13 protein-coding genes, 1 tRNA gene and 1 pseudogene are annotated in these 18,118 nt (G+C 40.7%); 8 read left to right on the top strand and 7 right to left on the bottom strand.

Features of this window, described 5'->3' with window-relative positions; genetic code table 11:
• Nucleotides 1-115: 115 nt before the first annotated feature.
• Nucleotides 116-2,713 carry a valine--tRNA ligase gene (locus tag HYU69_02300; protein ID MBI2269167.1) on the bottom strand — a complete coding sequence of 866 codons (2,598 nt, stop codon included), beginning with the start codon at nt 2,711-2,713 and terminating at the stop codon, nt 116-118.
• 17 nt (nt 2,714-2,730) lie between these two features.
• Nucleotides 2,731-2,803, bottom strand: a tRNA-Gly gene (locus HYU69_02295).
• Nucleotides 2,804-2,920: 117 nt separating this feature from the next.
• Here HYU69_02295 and HYU69_02290 point away from each other — a divergent pair.
• The 4 genes from HYU69_02290 (at nt 2,921) to HYU69_02275 (ending at nt 6,350) form a co-directional block, all read left to right on the top strand.
• Complete coding sequence (locus tag HYU69_02290; protein ID MBI2269166.1) at nt 2,921-3,382, top strand: DUF1573 domain-containing protein; 462 nt, start codon at nt 2,921-2,923, stop codon at nt 3,380-3,382.
• A 37-nt stretch (nt 3,383-3,419) separates the two neighbouring features.
• Nucleotides 3,420-3,902: a DUF1573 domain-containing protein gene (locus HYU69_02285; protein MBI2269165.1), complete on the top strand. Its 483-nt coding sequence runs from the start codon at nt 3,420-3,422 to the stop codon at nt 3,900-3,902.
• Between the two features lie 111 nt (nt 3,903-4,013).
• On the top strand, nt 4,014-5,237 hold the full coding sequence (locus HYU69_02280; GenBank protein MBI2269164.1) for a pyridoxal phosphate-dependent aminotransferase: 1,224 nt from the start codon (nt 4,014-4,016) through the stop codon (nt 5,235-5,237).
• A 138-nt stretch (nt 5,238-5,375) separates the two neighbouring features.
• The gene (locus HYU69_02275) at nt 5,376-6,350 is read left to right on the top strand and encodes a peptidoglycan DD-metalloendopeptidase family protein (GenBank protein MBI2269163.1); all 975 of its coding nucleotides are present in this window, start codon (nt 5,376-5,378) and stop codon (nt 6,348-6,350) included.
• 8 nt (nt 6,351-6,358) lie between these two features.
• Here HYU69_02275 and HYU69_02270 read toward each other — a convergent pair whose 3' ends face one another.
• Both HYU69_02270 and HYU69_02265 read right to left on the bottom strand, forming a co-directional pair.
• Nucleotides 6,359-6,535, bottom strand: a complete 177-nt coding sequence (locus HYU69_02270; protein ID MBI2269162.1) for a hypothetical protein — start codon at nt 6,533-6,535, stop codon at nt 6,359-6,361.
• A 33-nt stretch (nt 6,536-6,568) separates the two neighbouring features.
• Complete coding sequence (locus HYU69_02265; protein ID MBI2269161.1) at nt 6,569-8,071, bottom strand: transporter substrate-binding domain-containing protein; 1,503 nt, start codon at nt 8,069-8,071, stop codon at nt 6,569-6,571.
• A gap of 582 nt (nt 8,072-8,653) precedes the next feature.
• Between HYU69_02265 and HYU69_02260 the strand changes: the two genes are divergently transcribed.
• Nucleotides 8,654-10,843, top strand: a complete 2,190-nt coding sequence (locus HYU69_02260; protein MBI2269160.1) for a glutamine synthetase III — start codon at nt 8,654-8,656, stop codon at nt 10,841-10,843.
• Between the two features lie 6 nt (nt 10,844-10,849).
• On the opposite strand, the gene HYU69_02255 is transcribed toward HYU69_02260, so the two are convergent.
• Together HYU69_02255 and dacB are read right to left on the bottom strand one after the other, a co-directional pair.
• Complete coding sequence (locus tag HYU69_02255; GenBank protein ID MBI2269159.1) at nt 10,850-12,847, bottom strand: tetratricopeptide repeat protein; 1,998 nt, start codon at nt 12,845-12,847, stop codon at nt 10,850-10,852.
• A gap of 48 nt (nt 12,848-12,895) precedes the next feature.
• Complete coding sequence (dacB, locus tag HYU69_02250) at nt 12,896-14,380, bottom strand: D-alanyl-D-alanine carboxypeptidase/D-alanyl-D-alanine-endopeptidase (protein MBI2269158.1); 1,485 nt, start codon at nt 14,378-14,380, stop codon at nt 12,896-12,898.
• A gap of 145 nt (nt 14,381-14,525) precedes the next feature.
• Here dacB and HYU69_02245 point away from each other — a divergent pair, with 145 nt between their 5' ends.
• Nucleotides 14,526-15,713, top strand: a complete 1,188-nt coding sequence (locus HYU69_02245) for an aspartate aminotransferase family protein (protein ID MBI2269157.1) — start codon at nt 14,526-14,528, stop codon at nt 15,711-15,713.
• A gap of 12 nt (nt 15,714-15,725) precedes the next feature.
• On the opposite strand, the gene HYU69_02240 is transcribed toward HYU69_02245, so the two are convergent.
• Nucleotides 15,726-16,088, bottom strand: a complete 363-nt coding sequence (locus HYU69_02240; GenBank protein MBI2269156.1) for a CoA-binding protein — start codon at nt 16,086-16,088, stop codon at nt 15,726-15,728.
• A gap of 275 nt (nt 16,089-16,363) precedes the next feature.
• Here HYU69_02240 and HYU69_02235 point away from each other — a divergent pair, with 275 nt between their 5' ends.
• Both HYU69_02235 and HYU69_02230 read left to right on the top strand, forming a co-directional pair.
• On the top strand, nt 16,364-17,203 hold the full coding sequence (locus HYU69_02235) for a prephenate dehydratase (GenBank protein ID MBI2269155.1): 840 nt from the start codon (nt 16,364-16,366) through the stop codon (nt 17,201-17,203).
• 190 nt (nt 17,204-17,393) lie between these two features.
• Nucleotides 17,394-18,118: pseudogene (locus tag HYU69_02230) on the top strand (3-deoxy-7-phosphoheptulonate synthase).

The following is an 18,118-nucleotide window of genomic DNA, read 5'->3' as shown; positions in this document are numbered from 1 at the left end:
TTAGTTGGGTTTATCCCGACTTAGAAAATCACCTTTTCGGTGAAACAAAGTGCAGCCGAAACGGTTGATTTTCTTAATCGCTATGCATTAGATTTTTCTAATGCATAGTTGGGGTTTAAAGGTTGGTTAACTGCTCTTCGATGGCTTTTATTTTTGCTTCTGCGTCTGCCTGTTTCTGTTTTTCAGTTTGTATTATTTCGGGTTTGGCATTGGCAACAAATCGTTCATTTGCCAGTTTGGCGTGTACCGATCTTAAAAAGCCTTTGTTGTATTCCAGTTCTTTTTGCAGGCGTTCTTTTTCAGCTTTTGGGTCAATATTTGCTAAAACAGGTATATGGCATTCAAATTGTTTAACAACAAAGGAAATGCTGTTAGACGGTTTATCTTCGCTGTATATTATTTCGGATAGGTTACAAAGTTTGCAGATCAGGTTGTCCCAATGCCTGCTTGCGTTTTCAGGTAGAACTTTAATTGTTAGGCTTCTTATCCCTCTTATCGAATTCACAACTTCGCTGATCACAGTAAATTCGTTCAATCGTGATTGATCTAATTGCCCATTGGTTGGCCATTCGGCGACGATAATACAATCCTGTTCAGTTCGTTCATTCAGTAGATGCCAGATATCTTCTGTAATAAATGGCATGAAAGGATGCAATACTTTTAAAATATTCTCAATGAAACCAATTGAAGCGTCATAAGTCGTTTTATCGATAGGCTTACTTTGTCCATCAACGAATTCCGGTTTGATCATCTCGAGATACCAGGAGCAGAAGTCATCCCATACAAGTTTATAACTGCTCATTAAAGCCTCACTCATACGGTATTTGCTGTAGTGGTCGTTTATTATTTCCAATTGCTCATTAAAGCGGGCATTGAACCATTCAATGGCTGTTTTATTGGCTTCGGGTTGTTTGGAAGAGGGATCAACATTCCAACCTTTGATGAGACGAAAAGCATTCCACACCTTATTAGAAAAATTCCGTCCCTGTTCACAAAGCGATTCATCAAAAGGCAGATCATTGCCGGCAGGGGAGGCGAGGAGCATGCCTACCCGAACGCCATCGGCCCCGTGCTTTTCGATCAGATCCAGTGGGTCAGGAGAATTGCCCAATGATTTGGACATTTTACGGCCTTGTTTGTCGCGTACAATCCCGGTGAGGTATACATTTGAAAAAGGCTTTTCACCCCTATATTCATATCCGGCAACGATCATCCGTGCAACCCAAAAAAATAAAATTTCGGGAGCGGTTACAAGGTCGTTTGTGGGGTAGTAATACTTAATATCAGCGCCTTCAGGATATTTAAATCCATCAAACACGCTAATGGGCCAAAGCCATGAGGAGAACCAGGTATCTAAAACATCTTCGTCTTGCTTTATATTTTCAATTCTTAATTCTCCATTCTTAATTCTTAATTTTTCAATGGCTTGTTCTTTTGTTTTTGCAACAACGTAATTTCCCTTTTCATCGTACCAGGCCGGGATCCGTTGTCCCCACCATAATTGACGGCTGATGCACCAGTCATGTACATTTTCCATCCAATGTTTGTATGTATTGATAAATTTATCCGGGATCAGTTTTACATTTCCATTCACTACATTTTCCAATGCAGGCTTCGCTAATTTATCCATCTTTAGGAACCACTGCAGGGATATCCGGGGCTCAATAACTGCATCAGTTCTCTCAGAATAACCTACTTTGTTTTTGATCTCTTCAACCTTAACAATTTGGCCCATGGCCTCAAGGTCTTTCGCAATTTTTTTACGAACAACAAAGCGGTCTTCGCCTATATAGAAACCTGCCTCAGGACTCATTCTGCCATCAAGAGAAAGAGTATCAATTACTTCAAGTTTGTATTTAATACCTAGGTTATAATCATTAATATCATGTGCCGGTGTAACCTTTAACGCGCCTGTACCAAAAGCTAGGTCTATATAGGAGTCAAAAATTATCGGAACAAGCCTATTTACAATAGGCACGATCGCTTTTTTATCTTTCAGGTGTTTGTAGCGTTCATCGTCAGGATGAACACAAACGGCAGTATCGCCTAAAATGGTTTCAGGACGAGTTGTTGCAACGGTTATCCATTCATTTGTGCCTTCGATTTGATAGCGCACATAATATAATTTCGAATTTACCTCTTTGTGGATCACTTCTTCGTCCGATACAGCGGTTAATCCGACCGGATCCCAATTCACCATGCGATGGCCGCGGTAAATATGACCTTTTTTATGCAAGTCAATAAATACATCAATAACTGCTTCACTCAGGTCATTCTCCATCGTGAAACGGGTACGATCCCAATCGCAGGAGGCCCCAAGTTTTTTCAATTGTTCGAGAATGATCCCTCCATATTTTTCTTTCCATTCCCAGGCATATTTTAAAAATTCTTCACGGGTCAGATCAGCTTTTTTTATGCCCTTTTCTTTGAGCATGGCAACAACTTTAGCCTCTGTTGCAATGGATGCATGATCGGTACCCGGAACCCAGCAGGCATTTTTACCCATCATACGGGCCCTTCTGATCAATACATCCTGTATAGTATTATTAAGCATATGCCCCATATGCAATACTCCCGTAACATTTGGAGGAGGAATAACAATTGTATAAGGTTCGCGCTTATCCGGAACCGATCGGAAGAATTTGTGTTTCAGCCAATAGCTATACCACTTGCCTTCGGTGCTTTTGGGATTATATGTTTTAGGGATCTCCATAAATAGTACTTTTTCAGAGCGGAAAACGGGACTCGAACCCGCGACCCTCAGCTTGGGAAGCTGATGCTCTACCAACTGAGCTACTTCCGCTTGATTTTATCAAAGCAAAACTACTAAAATTACTTTGTTTTGGTAATATGGCATGATTTTGGCAGAAATATTTTGTGTGGAATTTTTATTACTTTTGAGTTGCTAAAAAAATCAATCATGAAGTCAGTTTTTTTATCGTTAGCAGTTGTTTTTGCTGGGTTTCTGAAATTGAGTGCGCAGGAGAATGTACCGCCTAATCCAAATGCTGCAGAAATAGTTTTTGAAAGCGACCAGCACGATTTCGGTACTTTAAAACAAGGGGCCGAATGCGCCGTTGAGTTTAAATTTAAAAACACCGGAAAGGAGCCCTTGTTAATAAGTAATGCGCAGCCATCCTGTGGTTGTACAGTGCCCCAGTGGCCTAAAGAGCCCGTTAAACCCGGAGACACGGGGGTGATAAAAGTTAAGTATGATTCGAACAGGGTAGGGCCGTTTGAGAAAACGGTTACCGTTACCTCAAATGCGAAAACACAGCAAAAGGTGGTCAGAATAAAGGGTAAAATCGAAGCCAAACCTGTTGAAGAAGCTTTTCCAAGTAATGGTATGAGTAAAAGTGGCATACCTTTTGAGGGTAAATAAGTAAAACAAATCAATAACCATAAAAACACACGCAACTATGAAAAAAGTAATCTTGTCACTCGGGTTTATGTTGAGCATGGCCCTGGTAGGAGTAATACAAGCGCAGGGTACAACTACAGCTGATCCGACCAATCCAAATGCAGCTGATATTGTATTTGAAACTGAAGTTATCGATTATGGCACTATTGAGCACAATGCGGATGGGAACCGTGAGTTTAAGTTCAAAAATACTGGTAAAGAACCGTTAATCATTTCTAATTCCACAGGCTCATGCGGATGTACAGTACCTACTTGGCCTAAGGAGCCCATTAAACCGGGAGAAACAGCTTCAATTAAAGTTCACTATGCTACAGATCGTATCGGCGCATTTGAAAAGACAGTAACTGTTACATCAAATGCTAAAACACCATCAAAAGTGTTGAAGATCAAAGGGACTGTTAAGCCTGACCCAACTCCTGCAGCTCCGGCCGCACCAGTTACTCCGGCAACAACAACTACACCGGAGACCCCGAGAAAATAATTCAGAGAAATTTATCCGAACAAAACCGTTCCGATATGATCGGAACGGTTTTGTTTTTAGGCATTTTCAATAAAAATATGAATCTTTGCATTTCCAAAAACAATATAAACAATGCCGAAAATTTCTAAAAAGGGATTAAGTATGCCCGCTTCGCCAATACGTAAGCTGGTTCCTTATGCTGAAAAAGCCAAAAAGGATGGACGTATTGTCTATCACCTCAATATTGGTCAGCCAGATATTGAAACACCTAAAGTAATGCTTGATGCTGTTAAGAAAGCCGATATTCCTGTCATAGAATATTCTCATTCGGCAGGTAATGAATCATACCGGAAGAAACTGGTTAGCTATTATAAGTCTTATAAGATTGATCTGGATTTTTCCGAAATCATGATTACTACCGGAGGCTCAGAAGCATTGTCAATAGCAATGATGACCTGTTTTAATACAGGTGATGAAGTTATTATTCCCGAACCATTTTATGCCAACTATAATGGATTTGCCTGTGCCGCTGACATAGTTGTCAAGCCGATCCGTTCATATATTGAAACGGGGTTTGCGTTACCGCCGATCAGCGAATTTGAAAAGTTGATCACTCCTAAAACAAAAGGAATAATAATTTGTAATCCCGGCAATCCAACAGGTTATTTGTATTCAAAACAAGAGTTAGAGTCATTACGGGAGTTAGTGCTGAAGTATGACCTGTTCTTATTGTCTGACGAAGTATATCGTGAGTTTTGTTATGATGGGAAGGAATATGTTTCAGTAATGCATTTGAAAGGGATTGAGCAAAATGTTGTTATGCTCGATTCGATATCCAAACGTTACAGTGCCTGCGGGGCCAGGATAGGAGCCCTTATTACAAAGAATAAAGAAGTGATGAGTGCCTCTTTGAAATTTGCGCAGGCCCGTTTAAGTCCGCCTACATACGGACAGATAGGTGCGGAAGCAGCAATTGACACACCAAAAGAATATTTTGAAAAAGTTAAGAAAGAATATGTTGGTCGCAGGGATTTTGTGATTGAGGCGCTCAATAAGATGGAAGGTGTGCTGTGTCCCAGGCCAATCGGCGCTTTTTATTGTATTGCCCGTTTGCCGATTGATAATTCAGATAAGTTTTGCCAGTGGTTACTTGAAGATTTTAACCACAATGATCAAACAGTAATGATGGCGCCCGCTACCGGTTTTTATTCTACACCGGGTGCCGGTACTGATGAGGTACGCATTGCGTATGTTTTAAATAAGCAAGCCTTAAAGAATGCGATGGAGTGCCTTGACGCGGCATTAAAGGTTTATCCGGGAAGGAAAATTGTACAGACAAAAAGTGCTATTGCATAGCTATTGGTAAATTGTTTTTGCCTGTTATTTTACCATATAACCTTCCTTTTTACATATTTGTCGGATTAATCAGTAGATAGGGCTATTTTTTGCCAAATCCCTTGTTGTTTAAGGATTTCTTTTCTAGTTTAGAAATTCATGCAAGGACCATTCAAGCGACTTTTTACAACCCTTTTTTGTTTTCCTCTGATTGTCTTTGCAGGTGAAAAAAAATCTTCTGCTCCTGTCGATACAAGTGTCCGTACTATTAATGTTGAACAAATAGCGGCCGGAGATTCTGTCCGCAGTTTCATTCGGTCCATGAATCAGCAGCAGCTGTATTCACTGGTTGATTTTCTGTTTGAAATGGATTCAATCCCGGTTGAGCTGGTTGATGAGATTAATTCCGTTGTAAAAAAGCATAAGTGTGAACTGGTAGCGGCGGTCGAGAAGCAGAATGACTGGGACGAAAAGCATATTTTTTCAGTGAAAGAATTGACAGAAAGGCTGGATACAACCTGTGTTATCAGTCTTATAGATGAACAGCATATGGGATACTCTTTGCCGATCGTAGGGGTTATTACTTCAAAGTTCGGATGGAGAAAAACAGCCAACCATAACGGTGTGGATATAGATCTTAACAAGGGGGATAAAGTGGTAGCTGCCTTCGATGGTGTTGTACGTTTTGCAAGATTCCAGGGAGGATTTGGTAACGTGGTTATTGTAAGGCACGCCAATGGCTTGGAAACGCTATACGCGCATTTAACAAAGATAAAGGTGAAACCAGGCCAAGTTGTGAATTCAGGGGATTTGCTGGGACTGGGTGGGTCAACTGGGCATTCAACCGGCACTCATTTACATTTTGAAATTCGCTTTAAAAGTAAACCAATTAATCCAATGTATCTGTTTGAATTTGCTGAGCAAAAATTGGTAAGTGAAAGATTGATCATTAAAAGTACCCGTTTAGGTTTGTCGGCATATCCTCCTGATATTAAGGAGTATATAGCAAAAAAAGGGGATACTGTTTTTGATGTGGCCAAACATTTTGGCGTTTCGGCAAAAGCACTTGCTTTGCAAAATAAAATAAGTCAGTGGTCGCGACTGAAAGCCGGTCAAAAAATTGTAATAGGATAAATATCATTTTACTTTCCTTCCTGCTGCAGTTTATTCAGGCATCGCATGAACGCGTCTCTTATCCCTTCGTATTGCGATTCTCTTCCGTAATTATGCGATTGATGTGATTCGTGGATCGCTTCATTTGCGTACTCGATCTGGTCGTTCAACCATTTGAGCACTTCCTGCAATTGTTCCCTGTTCATAGCATATAGGGTGTTTAGTTTATTATTTTCCGGCTATTTTTCAAGCCTTGCTAAAACCGGCATTTGCTCCCGTATACGTAAAACATTGCGGTAATGTTCCACTCTGATCAAAATTTCTTTCACATAATTATAAGGCTCTTCACCGCGGCAGTAGCCATACTTAACAATATCATCATTATAGTATTTTGGTTTGGCTTTATTAAGCAGGTAAAAGTCTACATTGTTATCCCAAAGGTCCGGGTCTTTGTCATACTTGGCTGCAAGGTTGCGGGCATCTATTACGTGGCCAAGCCCTACATTATAGGAAGCCAGAACAAATTTTATACGTTCAGCTGAGTCGGATATAAAATCTCTCCAGTATTTGTTTAAATGTATAAGAAAATTTGTTCCTGCCTCAATATTCTGAACCGGTGAGGCGATCAGGGTGTCCATGCCGAAACGTTTGGCTGTAGCCGGTATCAGTTGCATAAGGCCGGAAGCCCCTGCCCATGATTGCGCGTCGGGATTAAAATTCGACTCCTGGTATATCATAGCTGCCATAAGCCGCCAGTCCCATCCTAATTTTTTGCTGTATTTCCGTATGGCATGGTCGTAAGGTGAAAGGGAGCCTCCGTTTGAACAGAAGAATTCGCTCTCCATGCGCTCGCCGGCTGCTCTTTGATTTATATAGTACTTGGTGAATATTGCAGTCTGCAGCGACCTGTTCTTTTTATTGATAAGCCATTCATTTATGCTGTTTAACAGTTTTGGAGATCTTTTGCTGACAGCCCAGGCTATTTTTTGCGGAAAACTAATGGCTGTTTTTATATCAATATTATCATAGTAGGTTTGATTGATCATGGCTACATTTTCGTCCACAACAGTATAATCGATATATCCTTTAGCAACGAAACTGATGAGTTCTTCGCTATCCAGATTCCCGGTTGCTTCAGTGATCCTGATTTCTCCGCCTATCTCTTCCGAAAGACTTTGCAAGCGTGTATAAAATGAAGAGGCCTTTCGTACATGGATATTTTTACCTATCAGTTCATTCAGGTTTCTGATAAATTTCTTTTCGAGAGCCGGGCTTGTCATCTTTTGCCAGCCATCAGGTTTGCGCTGTACCAATACTTGTCTTGTTTGCAGCAGGGGGGTGGTAAAGTTGACTATTTTGTTCCTGTCGTTGGTAACAGTGAGGTTAGCGGCGGCGATATCAGCCTTACCCGCATTTAGTTCGTCTAGGATCGTATTCATGTCATTTATAACGATCATTTCCAACTCAACACCAAGATATCCGGCATAGGCCGAAAGCATTTCATAATCGTAACCCAAAGGTTCTCCTTTATAAACGAAATAGCTGGTAGAGTTATTTTCGGCCAACACAACCAGTTTGCCCTTATTCTTTATCAATTCAATATCTGAAAGCTTGTTCATGCTGGCAGTATCTGTTGTTCTGCTGAGTTTTTTTATTCCTCTTACACACTCGCGCGTTTGTACAACAAGGATCACCATCATTGCCATCAGAACATGTCGTATTTTAAGCAGCTTGATAACCATTTTTCCATCCTTTTACTTCAATACTTATTATTTTTTACGTATTAAGAATGGGTGGAGTTTCACTAAAGTGTGTAAATCAGTAGAATGATTACGATGAAAAGAGGAGTTAAAGAGACGTGCATCATTGCAACTACCTGGTATTGAGGATAAAATATAATGACACCTCTTAAAAGATAAGGCCAGGATTTATATATTAAAAATTATTCACAAAAGGGTGCTTTTTGGGTGTATTATGCCATCAAGATATTGTAATTCAAATAGTTGCAATTATATATTCCGACTATAACGGCACTCATAGCGACAGGTAAGTTTTTCGGGTGGAAAAGCGTGAAAACACCCGATTCCAGATCAGATCCGGTGGAAGTCCGACAGGTTATTACTTTCCTTAAACAGAAATTAACAACCTGTTAAAAAAGTATTATATATTTTTTGATCTACACCATAAAAATGGCCTACATTTGTCAAATTAAGTTCATTATTTTAATGTACCCCCTAAAAAATAGGGGGTAAAGTATAGAAAAGTCATTTTTTATAAAATAAGTCGTAAATTTTTAAATCTTTAATCCTAAATCTTTTCTACTCATGGCCATTCACAGATTTAAAGCATTAGAAGAAGTGTTGAGTCGTACACCAATTAATATTGAGCTGCCATCCGATAATGTTTCGGATTATTATGGTAAGAATGTTTTTGGTCGTGATGCTATGCGCGAATACCTTTCGGGCGAGGCATACAGCAGTGTGATGTCGGCAATTGATACCGGCAGTAAAATTGAGCGCAAAATGGCGGACCAGGTCGCTGCCTCCATGAAAGCCTGGTCAAAAACAAAAGGTGTAAGTCATTATACGCATTGGTTTCAACCATTAACAGGAACTACTGCTGAAAAACACGATGCGTTTTTTACACCAATCGAAGGTGGTCGTGCTATAGAAAATTTTGGCGGCGACCAGTTGGTGCAGCAGGAGCCGGATGCATCCAGTTTTCCGAGCGGAGGTATACGCAACACTTTCGAGGCGCGCGGTTATACTGCTTGGGATCCAACATCACCCGCATTTATCATTGGTAAAACACTTTGCATCCCCACGGTATTTGTATCCTACACAGGTGAGGCCCTCGATTTTAAAACACCTTTATTAAAAGCTCTTCATGCGCTTGACAAAGCCGCTACTGAAGTGTGCCAGTATTTCGATAAGAATGTTAGCAAAGTATCTGCAACCCTTGGATGGGAGCAGGAATACTTTTTAGTTGATACCGCCTTGTTTAATGCGCGCCCGGATCTTATTATGACGGGTCGTACGCTGTTCGGTCATGCGCCGGCAAAGGGTCAACAACTGGAAGATCATTATTTCGGAAGTATTCCCGACAGGGCCACATCATTTATGCGCGAGTTGGAAGTGGAGTGTTGGCTGCTGGGTGTTCCTATTAAGACCCGTCACAACGAAGTTGCACCAAATCAATTTGAGTGCGCTCCTGTATTCGAAGAATGTAATCTTGCTGTCGATCATAACCAGCTGTTGATGGATGTGATGGAAAAAGTGGCAAGGCGTCATAACTTCCGTGTGTTACTGCATGAGAAACCTTTTGCCGGTGTTAACGGAAGCGGTAAGCACAATAACTGGAGCCTGGGCACCAATACCGGTAAAAATTTATTGAGTCCGGGCAAAACGCCTAAAACGAACTTACAGTTCTTAACTTTTTTTATTAATACGATCAAGGCGGTAAATGATAATGCCGATCTGATGCGCGCAAGTATCGCTTCGGCGAATAATGATCACCGCCTGGGTGCCAACGAAGCGCCTCCGGCTATCATGTCCATATTTATTGGTTCGCAGTTAACGCAAGTGTTTAACGATTTGGAAAAAAAGGTTAAGTCAGGAAAAATGACACCTGACGAGAAAACGGCTTTGAAATTAGGTATCGGTAAGATCCCGGATATTTTGCTTGACAATACCGATCGTAACCGCACATCTCCATTTGCGTTTACAGGTAATAAGTTTGAGTTCCGTGCTGTCGGCTCATCAGCTAATTGCGCAGGAGCGATGACGGTATTGAATGCGATCATGGCTGATCAGCTGGTTGAATTTAAAAAAGAAGTTGACGTATTGATAAATAAAGGCGTTGATAAAGATGAAGCGATCTTCCAGGTATTGGTAACATATATCAAGTCATCAAAAAGAATATTGTTTGAAGGCAATGGTTATGGCGAAGAGTGGGTGAAAGAGGCGGCCAAGCGCGGTTTGAACAATATCAAGACAACTCCGCAGGCGCTTGATGCATATGTCAGCAATAGTTCCGTTAAGCTGTTTGAGCGTCACAGTATAATGAGTCAACGTGAGCAGGAAGCCCGCCACGCTATTTACCTGGAAACATATACCAAAAAAATTCAGATCGAATCGCGTATCATCGGCGATCTTGCTTTGAACCATGTTATTCCAACCGCTATCCGCTATCAGAATTTGCTGATCGACAATGTAAAGAAAATGAAGGATATTTTTGATGGAGTAGAGTTTAAGAAAAATGCGGCGACCCAGCTGGAAATGATAAAAGAAATATCCGAACGCATATCAACCATTAAAAACAGTGTTGATAATATGACGGAAGAGCGAAAGAAGGCCAATGCAATAGAGGATCACAAGAAGCAGGCTGTTGCCTATTGTGAGAAGGTTAAGCCGCACTTCGAGACTATACGTTATAATGTGGATAAACTTGAGTTATTGATCGATGATGAGCAGTGGCCTTTGCCGAAGTACCGTGAAATGTTATTTACGAAATAAGGAAATTCAGCTAACCTTTGCCTTTAGTTCGTTCATGTAGCTGCTTTCCACTTTGTATCCCATGCTTTCCGCTTTTAGAGCATCAGCAAGAGCATCCCGGTATTTTCCCATTGCCTTATTAATTACGGAACGGTTAAAATACGCGTTCGCATTATTCGGATTTGATTGTATATAGGTCACATAATCTGCAAGGGCCTTTTCATTCTCCCCGGTTCTGTTGTATGCCAGGCCCCGGTAAAAATAGTAATCAACAGCCGGTTTTAGGGCGATCAGTTCATTCAGATCCTGAATGCCTTTCCTGTAATTGCCATTTTCAATGTACGCGTAAGCCCTGTTTTGTTTTGCGGAATTCAGATCGGGTTGCTTTTGCAAAACTTTTGTATAATCTGCTATTGCTTTGTCGAATTGTTTCATTAAACTATATGTAATACCCCGGTTAAAAAATGTTTTTGTATCCGTTGAGTCCAACTGCAATGCTTTTGAATAGTCACTGAGTGCCAGGTCGAACTGATTTTTAAGCCCGTAAATATTCGCACGATTGGTATATGCCTTTACACTGCCCGGATTCATTTGAAGGGCTATGTTGAAGTCATTCAGGGCTCTGTCATACTCGTTTTCACTTACGGCTTTAATTCCTTTATCGTATGCCGCTTTGTTTACAAGGTAGCTTCCCCTGTTCAGGAAGGTCTCGCCGCAGGGATATTTGCTTAATGCATCAGTCCATAACGTATCTCCGTTCATCCATACTTTGGTTCGTTCATTGGTCATCCACATACATGCTATAACACAAACCGGCAGCAGTACCATCGTTATTCGTTTATACAGCATAAATCTTTTATCCGTGTTTTGCTGCAGCCGGTCATATCCGAGTGCGATAGGAAAAAGTAAACCTATATAGGGTACATACGAATACCTGTCGGCCATAATTACCTGGCCCACAGAAATGAATTGCAAAACCAGCGCGATCGTTGCACAAAAAAACAGGAAGCCGAATACGATCGCCTTGGTGAATTTTGTGCTGAAAAAAACAAGTACAAATAACGCCAGCACAATAAATGGTGAAATATAAAATATAATGGGCAGGCGATCTCCTATTAAGGTAGGATAGGGATAAAAGCAGGAGAGATTGATTGGAACAAACAGATTGGAAATATAATTGATGAATCCATAAGAGGCAAAGGTGAAGCGTTGTAATACTGTAAATGTTTCAAATTTAGCAATGGCGCCCTGTTGGATCTGAGTGGTGAGCAGGCCAAAAAGGACGGATAATACAAAAAGAGGAAGTTTTTCCAATAGTGTGTATTTGTCAAATTTGCGTCCTGAATAATAATCAACTAACAATAAAACCGCCGGTAATACCACCGCCATTGCCTTTGATAATATTGCGAGTATGAACAACAATAAGATCAGGATATAAAGAAGAAATTTATTTTTTCCGGTCTCATGAATGTATTTATAATAGATGATCAGGGCTGACATGAAAAAGAAGGTGTATAACACATCTTTTCTTTCGGAGATCCAGGTCACGGATTCAACATGCATGGGATGTATACCGAAAAACAAAGCGACAATTACAGCAACCTGTATTTTATTACCACTAAGTAAATAAATGAATACAAATACCAATGCGGTATTTAATAAATGGAATAATATATTGGTCAGATGAAATGTTCGGGGTGCATACTCTGAAATATTGTAATCGATTGCAAGGGAAAGTATAGTTATAGGGTGATAATTGAATGATACATGATTCTCTGTTTTGAATATTTCTTTTATGTTTTCTGACGACAGGCTTGTGATCAGATTATTTTCGGCGACATAAACATTGTCATCCCAATTGGTAAATCCGTTTTTTAATGAAGGAGCAAATGAAATATAGGTGAGTATGAGGATAATTGTAAGCCAAAAGGCGGGGCGTTTAAAAAGACCTTCCGTTTTCGTTGAACCGGAGGTGCTCTTATTATTTTGCTTTTGTTTCGGATTATTTTTTTTGCCACTGCTCATACAGCAAAATTTAGTACAAAGATAAAAAACGGGTGAAAATTATTCGTTTTAATCCAATTCCGCGATAAGCACCATCAAGCGCTCCAGTTTTCTTCTCATTTCGCTTGAGGAACAATCAAAATTGTTGGCAATTACGGAGAAACAGAGCTGCTCACCACTTTTGTTATTTACATAGCCTGCGAATGATCGGACTTTATTTATGCTACCGCTTTTCGCATGCAGGTTGTTTTCGGCACATGAGCCGCGGCACAGGCCTGACATGGTACCTGTTCTACCTGCTACAGGCAGTGAATTATAAAATGAAGTGTAGGTGTTATCAAATACCATCACATGAAAGAGCTCTGCAAGTTGTTTTGGCGTAATTGTATTGGCTCTTGCCAGCCCGCAGCCATCATACAGGTTGAGTCCTTTTGTATCAACACCTTTAGCTGACCAGAATCTGATCACTTCATCAATTCCGGCGCTTTCAGTTCCATATCCGCGCTTTTGAAAAGAGATCGTTTTTAAAATGTGCTCCGCAAAAAGATTGTTGCTGATAAGATTAGTGATGTAAACGATCTTACTCAGTGGAGGAGATGTATGAACATAAATTTTTTTTCCTGGTTTTTCTGTGTAATGGTTCAGGAGCTTCATCAGGCGTACAGTTGTTGAAGTTCCTGTTACTTTAATGCCGTTGCCGGCTAAGGCTTGTGTCAGGTCATGGGCAAGCAGGAGGGGAGGGTCAGGTAAAGAACCTTTTACATCAAAATCAATTTTATTTGCGGGTATTGTTCCAGTTACATACCTGTTGTGATTGTAGGGTGCGCCGTATATATAGGCATTGTCATCGGTGCCTCCTGCCTTCACATAATTAGTGATCTTTAGGTTAGGAACATCGGGGGTGATTTTAGTAATATGTGTGGAGTCGCCGGTTTTGCCGGAGCGGAAATAAAGCTTGTACATATTATCCATATAGCTGAGTCCGGATGCCCCGGCCCCATAGTAATTACCCATATCACCCCATATCCAGTTAGATGGAACCATTTCCTCATCAAATACAGAGGCATCTGCGATCACATCTCCTTCAATTATTTTAATGCCTTTTGCTTTTAAAGCAGTAGCCCATTTATTTACAATCGGAGTAGTATCATTTTTGTCTTTAAAATATTCCGATCCAAGTGTGGGGTCACCGGAGCCCTTTATGTACAGGTTGCCTTTTATGATACCGGTTATAGAATCAAAATTGCCGTCATATTCCAACGTAGTCTGATAAGTGTAGTCAGCGCCAAGCAAACCAAGTCCTGCGCCTGTTGTAACAATTTTTTGTGTTGATGCGGGAATTAAACTCAGATTGCTATTGTGTTCTGTAATTATTTCACCGGTTTTAGCTTTCATCACACAAATGCCCCAGGAGGCGTGAGTCATATCGGCATCATTTTTCAACGTTTCAATTTCGGCTTTCAGTTTAGTAAAGCTTTTGGATTCTGCCAGCGCTTGGGCATAAGTTGCCGAAGAAAGAGAGAATGCTAAAAAAAAAATTAGTGTTCTGTTCATCAGAAACGAGTATGTATAATTTACACCAACTTCATTTACATAAATTACGAGTTCCACTTGACCTTTAGCATCTTATAAAATATGTTCAAGTGAAATAGTCCGGTTTTTCTACGAATATACAAATTCAGCTTATTAACTTTACGGGATGATCAGTCCACGCGAACTTTTTATTAAGCACGTTGCTCAAACAAGCCCGTTTCCCTTGGCTCTTGAAATTGACAGAGCGGATGGATGTTATATATATGATACATCCGGCAAGCAATACCTCGATATGATCTCGGGTATTTCGGTTTCCAACCTTGGTCATTGTCATCCCAGTGTAGTGCAGGCCGTTAAACAGCAGGCCGGTAAATATATGCACGTAATGGTTTATGGAGAATACATTCAATCACCGCAGGTGCAGCTGGCGGTTTTACTTTCATCACTATTACCTTCTGCGCTTCAAAGTGTGTATTTTGTTAACTCAGGTGCCGAAGCTATTGAAGGAGCGTTAAAGCTGGCAAAGCGTTATACAGGACGTACTGAACTGATATCTTTTAAAAATTCGTATCATGGCAGTACGCAGGGAGCATTGAGTTTGATGGGGGATGAACGGTTGAAGCAGCCATTCCGCCCTTTGTTACCGGATGTGGGACACCTGGAATTTAATAATGTTGAGGATTTAAATTTTATTACAAAACGAACTGCCGCGGTTGTGATAGAACCGGTACAAGCTGAAGCGGGGGTGATATTACCCCGGGAAGGATTTTTACAAAAGCTCCGCGAACGATGCACTGAGACAGGAGCGTTGCTGATCTTTGACGAGATACAAACCGGTTATGGCCGTACAGGCAAACTTTTCGCTTGCGAACATTATAATGTCATTCCGGATGTTTTATGTTTAGCCAAAGGAATGGGTGGTGGTATGCCGCTTGGCGCTTTTGTTTCTTCTCAAAAAATAATGTCGGGTTTGGCAGCGGATCCCGAGTTGGGGCATATTACTACTTTTGGCGGTAACCCTGTATGCTGTGCTGCCGGGTTGGCAACCTTACAAACAATTGTCACAGAAAAATTGGTGAATGATGTGGAGAAAAAGCACGACTTGATCATTGATCACCTTAAACATCCGTTGATCAGGGAAGTGAGAAGTAAGGGCTTGTTAATTGCAGTCGAGTTTGAAAGTTTCGAACTGAATAAAAGGATAATTGATGCATGTATCCAAAAAGGAGTGATCGTTGATTGGTTTTTATTCAATATGAAAAGTATGCGTATTGCGCCGCCGCTGATCATTTCGGTGGAGGAGATAAAGAAGGCTTGTCATACAATTCTGGATTGTATGGATACAATAAAATAAAACATTCTGTTTTTAATAATTCCCGATCGACAGTAAAACCAATGTACAAGCCTCCTGCACTTCAATTCCCTTCGAGGCCGCCATTTTTTCGAACGCCGGATTTTCAGTGCCTGGGTTAAAAATAATGCGTTTGGGTTTAAGGCTTAGTATATAATCATACCAAAAAGGCTGGTTTTGCGGACCAACGTACAGGGTAACAGTATCAACATCTTTAATAAGAGGCTGTCCTTTAAGTACGGAAATAGTGCCGATCATTCCCTCCTTTAAACCAACTGGAATTACCGGGTGACCATGCTTATTTAGCTGAATAGTAGCCCTGTAGGCATAGCGTTCGGGATTATCAGAAGCGCCTATAACAACGGTTTTTTTTGGCATATTCAATAATTTTGAGGTTAAATAATATAACCAGGCTGCAACATAAAGGTAATACAGAATAGTTTTCCCTGTAATAAATTTGCTTTACATAAATAAAAGGTGTTATATTTGTGCGGTATTAGAAAAATGAACCTGAACAAAACATATTACTTCTTCTTTTATTTTTTTGCGGCCCTGTTGGGACATCGCAGAGGAAGTCTTATGTAAATGAACATAAAAACTAAATCTGAGAGAGTCCCGATAACATCGGGACTTTTTTTTTAACTATAATAATTATGCGCAATTTTAAAGTGGCAATTTTCGGAGCAGCGGCATCTTATCACGACATAGCCGCGCAAAAATTTTACGGTGAGCAGGTAGATTCAATCGAGTGTTATACCTTTCGTGAATGTTGCGAAAAACTCGTCAATAATCACGTCGATTATGCGGTATTGGCCATAGAGAATTCGGTGGCGGGCAGCATTTTGTCGAATTACAACCTGGTTGATGAGTATAAGCTCCGCATAATTGGTGAACAATATCTGAAAATCGAACTGCATCTATTAGCGCTTGAAGGTGTTAAGATAGAGGATGTGAAATTCATCCATTCACACCCAATGGCATTGGCACAGTGCAATACATTCCTCCAGAAATTCCCGCATATAAAGATTATTGAGGAGCGGGATACTGCCTCCTGTGTGAAAAATATTCGTGATAAAAATTTGCGGAATACCGCAGCCATTGCGAATGAATTTGCTTCAGAAATGTATAATGTGCCGAAGTTGTTTTCCAACATTGAAAGCATCAAGCGGAATTTTACACGTTTCATGATCCTTTCAAAGGGTGATTCGGGGCCTGCGAACCCTGATAAAGCATCCATCTGTTTCCGGCTTAAACATGAAGTTGGCTCTTTGGCGGGAGTGTTGAATGTCTTCCAGCAAAATGGAGTGAACCTTTCGAAAATACAGAGTGTGCCCGTTTATGAGGAGTCTTCTCAATATTCTTTTCATGCGGATCTTGAGTGGGTAAAATATGAGAACCTTCAGCAATCGTTGAAACAAATAAAAAGTTCAACGATCGGGCTATCTGTATTGGGAGAATATATGAAAGCAAGCATACCAAGTTATAATAACTAAAAGGCAGGGACTTATTATATGAAATTTTTTAAAAATATTTTGGATGAAAACATGGTGTTTGCATGCGGGTTTGGAGCTTTTGTGCTTTAGTGGCTAAAATCCAATTGCCACTAAAGCACCAAAACACCAAAGCCCACCAAAATACTTATTCGAAATAACCTTAGTATCTAAATATTAAAAACAAATAAATATGAAACCTACATTAAACATCACCCCGGTATCCGGATGGCTTAAAGGTGCAAAACGCCCTATTATTATCGCAGGCCCATGCAGCGCCGAGTCTGAAACTCAAATGCTGACAACAGGTAAAGCGATAGCGGCTATTGACAAAAATATAATTTTCCGGGCAGGCATATGGAAGCCCCGCACCCGTCCCAATGCTTTTGAAGGCATTGGCAGTATTGGCCTGAAATGGATGAAAACGGTGAAAGAAGAAACCGGCATGTTGACTGCAACCGAGGTGGCGAATGGAAAGCATGTGGAAGAATGTTTGAAAAATGGATGTTGCCGACGCGTTGAAGGGTGTGGATATTCCGGTGTTTGTGAAAAATCCTATCAATCCCGATCTGCAATTATGGATAGGAGCGCTGGAACGTATCAATCAGGCCGGTATCACAAAACTCGGAGCTATACATCGCGGGTTTCATTCTCACGATAATCAATCGTTCCGTAATTCTCCCAAATGGGAGCTTGCAATTGAATTGAGGACATTATGTCCGGACCTGCCTCTTATCTGTGATCCAAGTCATATTTGCGGAAACACGGAGCTGATACCCTACATTTCGCAGAAAGCATTGGATATGGATATGCACGGGCTCATGATCGAAACGCACTGCACGCCGGCCGTCGCGCTGAGTGATGCGAAACAACAGGTTACGCCCGCGCAGCTTGACGTGATACTTAAAAAATTAGTGG

The sequence above is a fragment of the Bacteroidota bacterium genome, from assembly GCA_016183775.1.
GTDB lineage: Bacteria > Bacteroidota > Bacteroidia > JABDFU01 > JABDFU01 > JABDFU01.
The sequence above is the reverse complement of the archived record's forward strand: the minus strand, read 5'-3'. Positions and strand labels throughout refer to the sequence as shown.

Coding starts and splice junctions, on each gene's coding strand:
- HYU69_02245 (MBI2269157.1), top strand. CDS start 14,526: ATGATCAGTCCACGCGAACTTTTTATTAAGCACGTTGCTCAAACAAGC.
- HYU69_02285 (MBI2269165.1), top strand. CDS start 3,420: ATGAAAAAAGTAATCTTGTCACTCGGGTTTATGTTGAGCATGGCCCTG.
- HYU69_02290 (MBI2269166.1), top strand. CDS start 2,921: ATGAAGTCAGTTTTTTTATCGTTAGCAGTTGTTTTTGCTGGGTTTCTG.
- HYU69_02300 (MBI2269167.1), bottom strand. CDS start 2,713: ATGGAGATCCCTAAAACATATAATCCCAAAAGCACCGAAGGCAAGTGG.
- HYU69_02280 (MBI2269164.1), top strand. CDS start 4,014: ATGCCGAAAATTTCTAAAAAGGGATTAAGTATGCCCGCTTCGCCAATA.
- HYU69_02255 (MBI2269159.1), bottom strand. CDS start 12,847: ATGAGCAGTGGCAAAAAAAATAATCCGAAACAAAAGCAAAATAATAAG.
- HYU69_02235 (MBI2269155.1), top strand. CDS start 16,364: ATGCGCAATTTTAAAGTGGCAATTTTCGGAGCAGCGGCATCTTATCAC.
- HYU69_02275 (MBI2269163.1), top strand. CDS start 5,376: ATGCAAGGACCATTCAAGCGACTTTTTACAACCCTTTTTTGTTTTCCT.
- dacB (MBI2269158.1), bottom strand. CDS start 14,380: ATGAACAGAACACTAATTTTTTTTTTAGCATTCTCTCTTTCTTCGGCA.
- HYU69_02265 (MBI2269161.1), bottom strand. CDS start 8,071: ATGGTTATCAAGCTGCTTAAAATACGACATGTTCTGATGGCAATGATG.
- HYU69_02260 (MBI2269160.1), top strand. CDS start 8,654: ATGGCCATTCACAGATTTAAAGCATTAGAAGAAGTGTTGAGTCGTACA.
- HYU69_02240 (MBI2269156.1), bottom strand. CDS start 16,088: ATGCCAAAAAAAACCGTTGTTATAGGCGCTTCTGATAATCCCGAACGC.
- HYU69_02270 (MBI2269162.1), bottom strand. CDS start 6,535: ATGAACAGGGAACAATTGCAGGAAGTGCTCAAATGGTTGAACGACCAG.